The 7,116-nt window shown below is 38.2% G+C and carries 5 protein-coding genes; all 5 read right to left on the bottom strand.

The window, feature by feature from the left end; all coding sequences use genetic code 11:
- Positions 1–231: 231 nt before the first annotated feature.
- Genes msrA through BLT35_RS25715 form a run of 5 tightly spaced genes read right to left on the bottom strand, consistent with a single transcriptional unit; the run spans position 232 to position 6,989 of the window.
- The gene (gene msrA / locus BLT35_RS25735; RefSeq protein ID WP_302848203.1) at positions 232–1,218 is read right to left on the bottom strand and encodes a peptide-methionine (S)-S-oxide reductase MsrA; all 987 of its coding nucleotides are present in this window, start codon (positions 1,216–1,218) and stop codon (positions 232–234) included.
- A 7-nt stretch (positions 1,219–1,225) separates the two neighbouring features.
- Entirely contained in the window at positions 1,226–1,942 is a 717-nt protein-coding gene (locus BLT35_RS25730) for a hypothetical protein (RefSeq protein WP_074730199.1), read from the bottom strand.
- Complete coding sequence (locus tag BLT35_RS25725) at positions 1,914–3,563, bottom strand: hypothetical protein (RefSeq protein ID WP_074730201.1); 1,650 nt, start codon at positions 3,561–3,563, stop codon at positions 1,914–1,916. Before BLT35_RS25725 ends, BLT35_RS25730 begins: the two co-directional genes overlap by 29 nt.
- A gap of 11 nt (positions 3,564–3,574) precedes the next feature.
- Positions 3,575–6,019 carry a hypothetical protein gene (locus tag BLT35_RS25720; protein WP_074730198.1) on the bottom strand — a complete coding sequence of 815 codons (2,445 nt, stop codon included), beginning with the start codon at positions 6,017–6,019 and terminating at the stop codon, positions 3,575–3,577.
- 10 nt (positions 6,020–6,029) lie between these two features.
- Positions 6,030–6,989, bottom strand: coding sequence for a site-specific integrase (locus tag BLT35_RS25715; protein ID WP_175472071.1), 960 nt, complete (start codon positions 6,987–6,989; stop codon positions 6,030–6,032).
- Positions 6,990–7,116 lie beyond the last annotated feature (127 nt).

The following is a 7,116-nucleotide window of genomic DNA, read 5'->3' as shown; positions in this document are numbered from 1 at the left end:
TCACGAATCTTTAGCTGATGGGGGGATTTCCGATTACTTTTTTCCATATACTGCCCTCTCTGGCGGAGTGGACTTAAGTTTGTCACGGATTCAGGGCATACTGAACAACCACTCAGGTTTCTTTCCAGTATAGCCCTATCCTGCTGTGTAGTGTTAATAGTAAGTACGATTTTAACGTTAGGATAACTTACACAAAAATATTTACACTCCCGCGGATAGAGTTCATTTGTGTTATTCGTTTGAAGACGTAATGTCAAACAAGTGAGCGTATTCTCCGTATCCTTCCGTTTCCAATTTTTCCTTAGGAATAAAACGAAGTGCCGCTGAATTGATGCAATAACGTAATCCGCCTTTGTCCCTAGGACCGTCTTCGAAGACATGCCCCAGATGGGAATCTCCGTTTCTGCTTCGCACCTCGGTACGAATCATACCATGGCTGGTATCAAGATGTTCTGTAATATTGGAGTGACGTAATGGTTTTGTAAAACTCGGCCAGCCGCAACCCGAATCGAATTTATCTAAAGAACTGAATAACGGCTCACCAGATACAATATCGACATAAATGCCTTCCTCCTTATGATTCCAATATTCGTTTCGAAAAGGTGGCTCTGTTGCATTGTTTTGAGTCACTTCAAATTGAACAGGAGAGAGGCTATTTCTTAATTGTTGTTCATTTTTATGAAGCCTCCAATGTTCCTTTAGAAATGTATCCCTTCCCGAACCTTGACGATACATTTTGTACCGGTAGGAATTCTTCTTATGGTAATCCTGGTGATAATCCTCCGCGGGATAAAACCTTGCAGCAGGTACAATTTCGGTAACGATTGGTTTATTAAACCGCCCACTTTCCTCAAGTGCTTTTTTTGAAGCCTCCGCCAGCCTTTTCTGTTCATCTGTATGATAAAAGATTGCAGTTCTGTACGATGAGCCACGGTCAAAAAATTGCCCGCCTGAATCGGTAGGATCAATTTGTTGCCAATAGATTTGCAATAACTTCTCATATGGGAATAATTCGGGATCAAATGTAATTTGCACAGCTTCGGTATGCCCCGTAGTTTCCGAACAAACCTCTTCATAGGTCGGATTTTCCTTGTGGCCACCGGTGTAGCCTGAAACGATCTTCACGATTCCGGGCAACTCTTCAAAAGGTTGAACCATACACCAAAAACATCCGCCCGCGAACGTAGCTTTCTCCAATTTGCTCTCTGTCACAGAAATTTCCTCCTTATTTTTCCTTCTTATTAAACAGCCGTTTATTTCTTTTCTTGAGCCGTTCAAAATGTTCATTTGTTGCATTAGCTTCCGGAATTGTATTCTTATCATTGGTAATAAATAGTGATTTCAAATCATCCAGATTTGAATGCTTCTCAATATGAGCGTTAAAATCCAAAAGGTTATTTTTAATCCCGTTTTCCTCACGCAAATGAGGAAAGGCGCTCGTAACAAGTATATTCTTGTACTGCTTTTCATAGTGTTCTTTCTGGATTTTCAGGATGCGAATCTGTTCTTCCTGCTCCTTCAATTTTGTCTCATATTGGCTTAGTTTTTCAAGCTTTTGCTTATAATCCTCCTTTTCTTTATACATTTGATAAAAAGTATCTTGAAAATGTTCTAGCTCATAAATAATCTTGTTATAATCTTTCCCATGCACTTGAAATAGTTGGTAAATGTTTGGAAAATAAATAGCATCTATTTCGCTGTTTTCAGATGATCGAAGAATGGGTCGATTCAACTCATCTATGGTATCCGGTATTCTGCGACTCCATGTGTTTCTTCCAATTCCGGTCCTTCTTTCCAAATCTTTATACGTTAGCTTTGCACCCTTTAAATCATTTTTTATTTGAACGGCCATTTTTTTTAGTTCCATGTCGCTGTAATCCGACTTCCTGCCGCGTTTTCGGCTATCGCCTTGATTATTTGTCCGTTGTATCTTCTTCGTCATTCCAATCCAACTCCATTATCCTTGAATCCACCATCGCTTTTCGATCCATTAAATCCAATAAATTTTTCGAGAAAGATTGATACGATTCCTCATATTTTATCCTGTGAACCTCTTCTTGAATCTGTATTAATGAATGGTTTATTTCTTTCATGCAACGTAACGTTGTCTTTATTTCTGCATCAAGAATCGAGCTTTGACTCTCTAGCCAAGAAATTGCCGTATTTATTTCGTTTACTGCCGGTTTAAATATATAGTGTTCACAATCCCTGCAATCCGGAACACAATGTATTGGGAAATCGTTTGACTCATCTCCACAAAAGCCATACGGAATCTTCTTTTTACCACCCAGTTCTTCCAAAGTATAAATTTTTCCTTTATCTACTGCTGTTCTCCTTTTTCCCAGAAATCCTTCTGGCATCTTTTCTGCAATCTTATTTTCCATTCTTTTTCGGGCAAGATGATAAACAAAAGAGTCTGCAAAATGAGCAGCGTGATAAAAATAGTTCTCTTGAGATTCAATTTGCTCATGATGGGCCATTCTTGCGACAGATAGCATATTAAAACCTTGAAGCACCATATTAATAATAGCAAAATGCTTCGTGTCACCAGGTTTGATTTCTCTTGCCGGCCGATATTCAAACTTACTCTCAACGACATCCCTATAAAATTCCTTGAGCAAGTAAGAAAAACGGACATCATTGAATCTTTTTGCGTCCATATTTACCTGTCTTTTTCGATATTTTTGATAATATTCCAACGGAAACAAATAAACGGGCTCATATCCAAGCAAGTTTAACAGAACCTGTTTATACGATCGAATACTTTCAAAAATATTGTGATCGATTTGTATCGATTCCCACTCAATAACTTCGTTTATATCGGTACTTTTGTTCTTAATTCTAGGGACGGTTAACCAAAGAGAATGCTCGGCCTCCTGAAGGCAGCCAAATTTAATCTGAAAAAACTCGTTTGGTCTCATCGGGATCACATTCGTGATTCGCCACCATAATAATATTGGCAAAAAGGGGAAGTGTTCCTGATTCCATGCTTGTTCAAAGAAGTCATTGATTATATCGTCAAACTGGAGCACTTCTTCAAAATCGGGCAAGTCCCTGTTATCGTGATGGGCCCTCGTGATAAGATTGCATATTTCAATAATCTTTTCAGCATCTTTAATTGGGTGGAAATTTATAAAATTTTGAAGTGTACAGGCCATGTACCAAGCGTTCGGTTTTGAGGTTGAATGTAAAAATTTCTCGAGTTCATTCAAATCTGTAAAGTTCTGAGTCTTGAGGATTATAGCTTTCAGCAGATTACATTCTCTTTTGCATGTTCTTGGTGATTTTCCGCTTATTCGGCGAATCAATATAAATCCTTTTAGAGCCAGATTAAGTTCTCGATATACTTCAAGACCAAACTTCATTGAAAAATAACGGTCAGCACTTTCCGATGTCATTTTCCACAAAATATCATCAAAGGAATCAGCGACAAGATATCCTGCCTCTTTCAAATTATAAAAAGCTTCTTCATAATCTTTCCTCTTATAGTCATGGAATTGAATATCCTCAACAACATCTAATCTATGATTTCCCAAAGTATTGACAGTTCTTCGTATTTGCATAAATACCACCATTATATTTTCTCGGAAGAAATAAGATGGGCAATCTCTTCAAGTTGCGTTTCCAGCGCTGGTAAATTCAAAAATTGCATAACAAATTCATCACCTAAATATTCTATGGCTTGCTCAATGATATCAAGAAGATGCAGGATATATCCCGTATCCCGATCAATTAAAGCGCTGTACTCGCATTCTTTAATTGATTTAATAAGCCGTTCTATTTCATTGTTTGCTTCTATTAATATAAAATACTGAGGTATAAACCATTCGCAGCCAAAGCAAGTTGATCTTCTCGGGTATGAGCATTTAGGGTGCGCAAGACATTGACCGCAATCTGATTTAGATGGCATTTTCCCCATATATACTTGAACGATAATCTTAATAAGGTCTTCCCTTGAAAGGCGATAAAGCATCTGCATAATCGTTTTTCTTCTGTGACGAACGGTATTAAAAAATTCGGCCCATCTTTCTGTTTGCCATAGCGATATGTCCTTTCTTAACAGTTCAATGGCTTGTGTCCGATCTTCTAATGTCTGTCTGCCATCGAATGACTGTGCAGCGGCCATAATCATATAATTGTAGAGCCATCCAAAATGTCCCCGCCTGCACAGATTATAGGATACCCTATTTATAGTACCATCTTTATTCGTTGCTTTGACATAAATTGCGCTTGTATTCTGGTCTGTATGGGATCGTACATGCTGGATGAGCTCAAGTGCCAGATCCGAGTCCTTATTATTCTCCTCCGTGATTCCGTAAAAAAGATATGTCATGGTGGATCGATTCATCATCAAGCTTCTGAATACCTTTAAATGAGGTCTTTCTTCAAAAAAACGTAAGTGAAATTTCTTTGGAACCGTACTAATTGTTCGACCTTCTTTGAAAGTTGATAACAGAATATGACTATTATTTTTATTCTTGGACATCCTTCTATGTAATTCAGATAAAACCATTGATGTTGCCATACATTCCAATAAATCCGGAGGGACGAAGAATGAAAGTAAGGCACCTGTTTTTCCAGTCACTTTGGATTTTGTTTTCAAATGTACTTGGTGTACAAGTATCTGGCATTGGCGAATAGTCAGCCTGTTTTTTTCAAACCAAGCAAAATCACCAATACCAAGACCATCCAATTCCAATGAGGGTAAATGGTTAACGATGTCAGAAGCTCTCCATACGTCGGAAAGATGCATGATGGTATAAAGCCACATGTTGGCATAATACGCACTATTGATGGCCCTTGGTAAATGATTTTGGATGTCCTGAACATACACATAAAATTCATGGTATATCTCTGGAGAGTAGATCTCTTTCCCATCATCAGATTTCGGTTTATTTGGGACAATGTAAAGGTCTTTTTCCGGCTTAATATCTTTATTGGCATAACAGTACCTCAGAAACTGTACAAAGAAGTCATTTGAACGCATCGGAGCATTGCTGGAATTTAAGATTGTTTGTAGCTCCTCACTAGATAGTTCGTAAATTTCCCTTCGGGACTGCAGAATTAAAGTTACAAAAGTTTTTGGTAATGAGTTTTCTGCCAAATCCTTTATTCGTTCCGGGCTACTGCTTTTACATGCAATAATTTTCTTGTGGCCAAAATCTAGAAATAATCTGACCGTTTCCTTAAGGTGTTGAGATGAAGAAGCAATTATCGCCTTGGTAAATTCTCGAATAGCTATATCTTTGGTATAAGCAGGTCGTTCTTGTCGCTTCTCGTATGCTTCTACGTCCTGTATCGGTATGAATGTTCCATATTTTTTGTATACAATCATATTAGGAAATTCATTGTTTTCGAGAAGTTTCTTCACTACTTTTCTCGTTTTCTTCAATCTTTTGGTCAGCTCAAGAACAGTCAGGGTATGCTTTGGTCTAATCCATGACTTCCCGCATTTCACAATATCATGGGTACTTATAAAAGCTTCCCATTCTTCGCGTGGTATTAAAATTCGAGAGCCCCCACCGGTTAACACCTTGGCTCCCGGGAAGAATGGATCACATAGGCTTTTAAGCCCCTTATCAGAAAAGGGGTATTCATTAACAATTTCTACACCAGTAATATAGCGAGGATCGCCTATATAAGTTAATTCTTTTGAAAATGTTATGACTTCTTCTTCCTCCAAGTAAATTTTATTCCCCCACTTCAGGACTTTCGTTAACTTGTTTGCACTGATCCAATAACTGACATTGTGGTGGTTTGTTTCTGGCCTAACTCTCTTAAAAATCTTTACCGTTTCTGGTAGGCTAATGTATCCGGTTAAATCTACATCCTTATAACCTGATCGTTCCCTTATCTTAGGGATAGAATCAATTTTGATGTAACATCTATGGCTTACAAAAATATAATCGTTATCCGTGATAACCCCGTTTTTTAACCACTTGCGAGCTCTAGAATATGAAATCGGAATTTGTTTACAAAATTCCATGAAAGGTAAATATTTCGAAGTATCAACGCTCATACCAGAACTCCTATTGTTTATTGGTATTATTTTTGTTCCGTTCAATCAACCGGGGGACATAATATTCATGCATATAAGCCAACTTAGCCTCGATTTTTTTCCTCATTCTTTCAGTCTTAGACATGTATGCCAACGAGGATTCCAAGCTTTTATCCCCTCTTGGAAAGGCCACATCTAATGGACTTTCCGCATGTTCAGCGAGCATATTGGTAAATGTGCCTCGACCAATATGCGTTGACCAGCTTGTAGTGCTTAAATGATTCGCGAGGATTTTATCCTCAGACCCACCATACTGTCTTAAATATTGGATGAAAGTTCTTTTTAACTTATCGAAATACTGTCTATAGCTTCTACCGGTCATCGCACTCCCATTTTTGTTTACAAATAGCGCGCCGGAACCATCGTTAGGTTTATACATCTCCAAGTGATCCTGGAGTAATTGATCGAGCCAATCCTTAATTTGATAAATTCTTTGCGGTCGTGGCTTTTTAACATAGTTTGATCCCGATGAATCCTTGATGTTCGTTCTGAATGAATTGGTTTCAATCTTAATCAGAAGATCGCCGGTTGCCAACTTTCTTTGCAAACTCGCTCTTTTTAAATTAACAACTTCGCCGACCCTTAATCCTCCGAATAGTTGGAAATATAGGCCCAAAACAATTCTGGGTGTAACACAGATAGCTATTTCAAATAACAGGGGAATGTAAGCAAGCGGAAAAACATGCTCTACATTCGACGCTGAACGAGATGGATAGATAGCATCAAACGGGGACTCATAATAGAAAGTTCCGTGATAAGTCGGTTTCTTGGGAAAGTTAGACAATAATATATGGGGAGTGATATTGTTCTTAGCAAGCCAAACATAGAAATTGGTAAGAGTACGTTCAGCATCCTTCACTGTTCCAAGTTGTCTGCCTTCCTCCGTTAAATAATTTAAGAATCGTGTCCCGTGTGAAAGTTTTAAATCCATTAACGATTTGATATGAAAGGTTCTTTTATTCAACCTGAATCCGTGACAAACTTAAGTCCACTCCGCCAGAGAGGGCAGTATATGGAAAAAAGTAATCGGAAATCCCCCCATCAGCTAAAGATTCGTG

It is taken from the genome of Paenibacillus naphthalenovorans (assembly GCF_900099895.1).
GTDB classification, from domain to species: Bacteria; Bacillota; Bacilli; order Paenibacillales; family NBRC-103111; genus Paenibacillus_G; species Paenibacillus_G naphthalenovorans.
The sequence above is the reverse complement of the archived record's forward strand: the minus strand, read 5'-3'. Positions and strand labels throughout refer to the sequence as shown.

Bases quoted from the DNA above. Each gene is read 5' to 3' on its own strand.
- BLT35_RS25730 (WP_074730199.1), bottom strand. From the start codon at position 1,942: ATGACGAAGAAGATACAACGGACAAATAATCAAGGCGATAGCCGAAAA.
- BLT35_RS25725 (WP_074730201.1), bottom strand. From the start codon at position 3,563: ATGCAAATACGAAGAACTGTCAATACTTTGGGAAATCATAGATTAGAT.
- BLT35_RS25715 (WP_175472071.1), bottom strand. From the start codon at position 6,989: ATGGATTTAAAACTTTCACACGGGACACGATTCTTAAATTATTTAACG.
- BLT35_RS25720 (WP_074730198.1), bottom strand. From the start codon at position 6,019: ATGAGCGTTGATACTTCGAAATATTTACCTTTCATGGAATTTTGTAAA.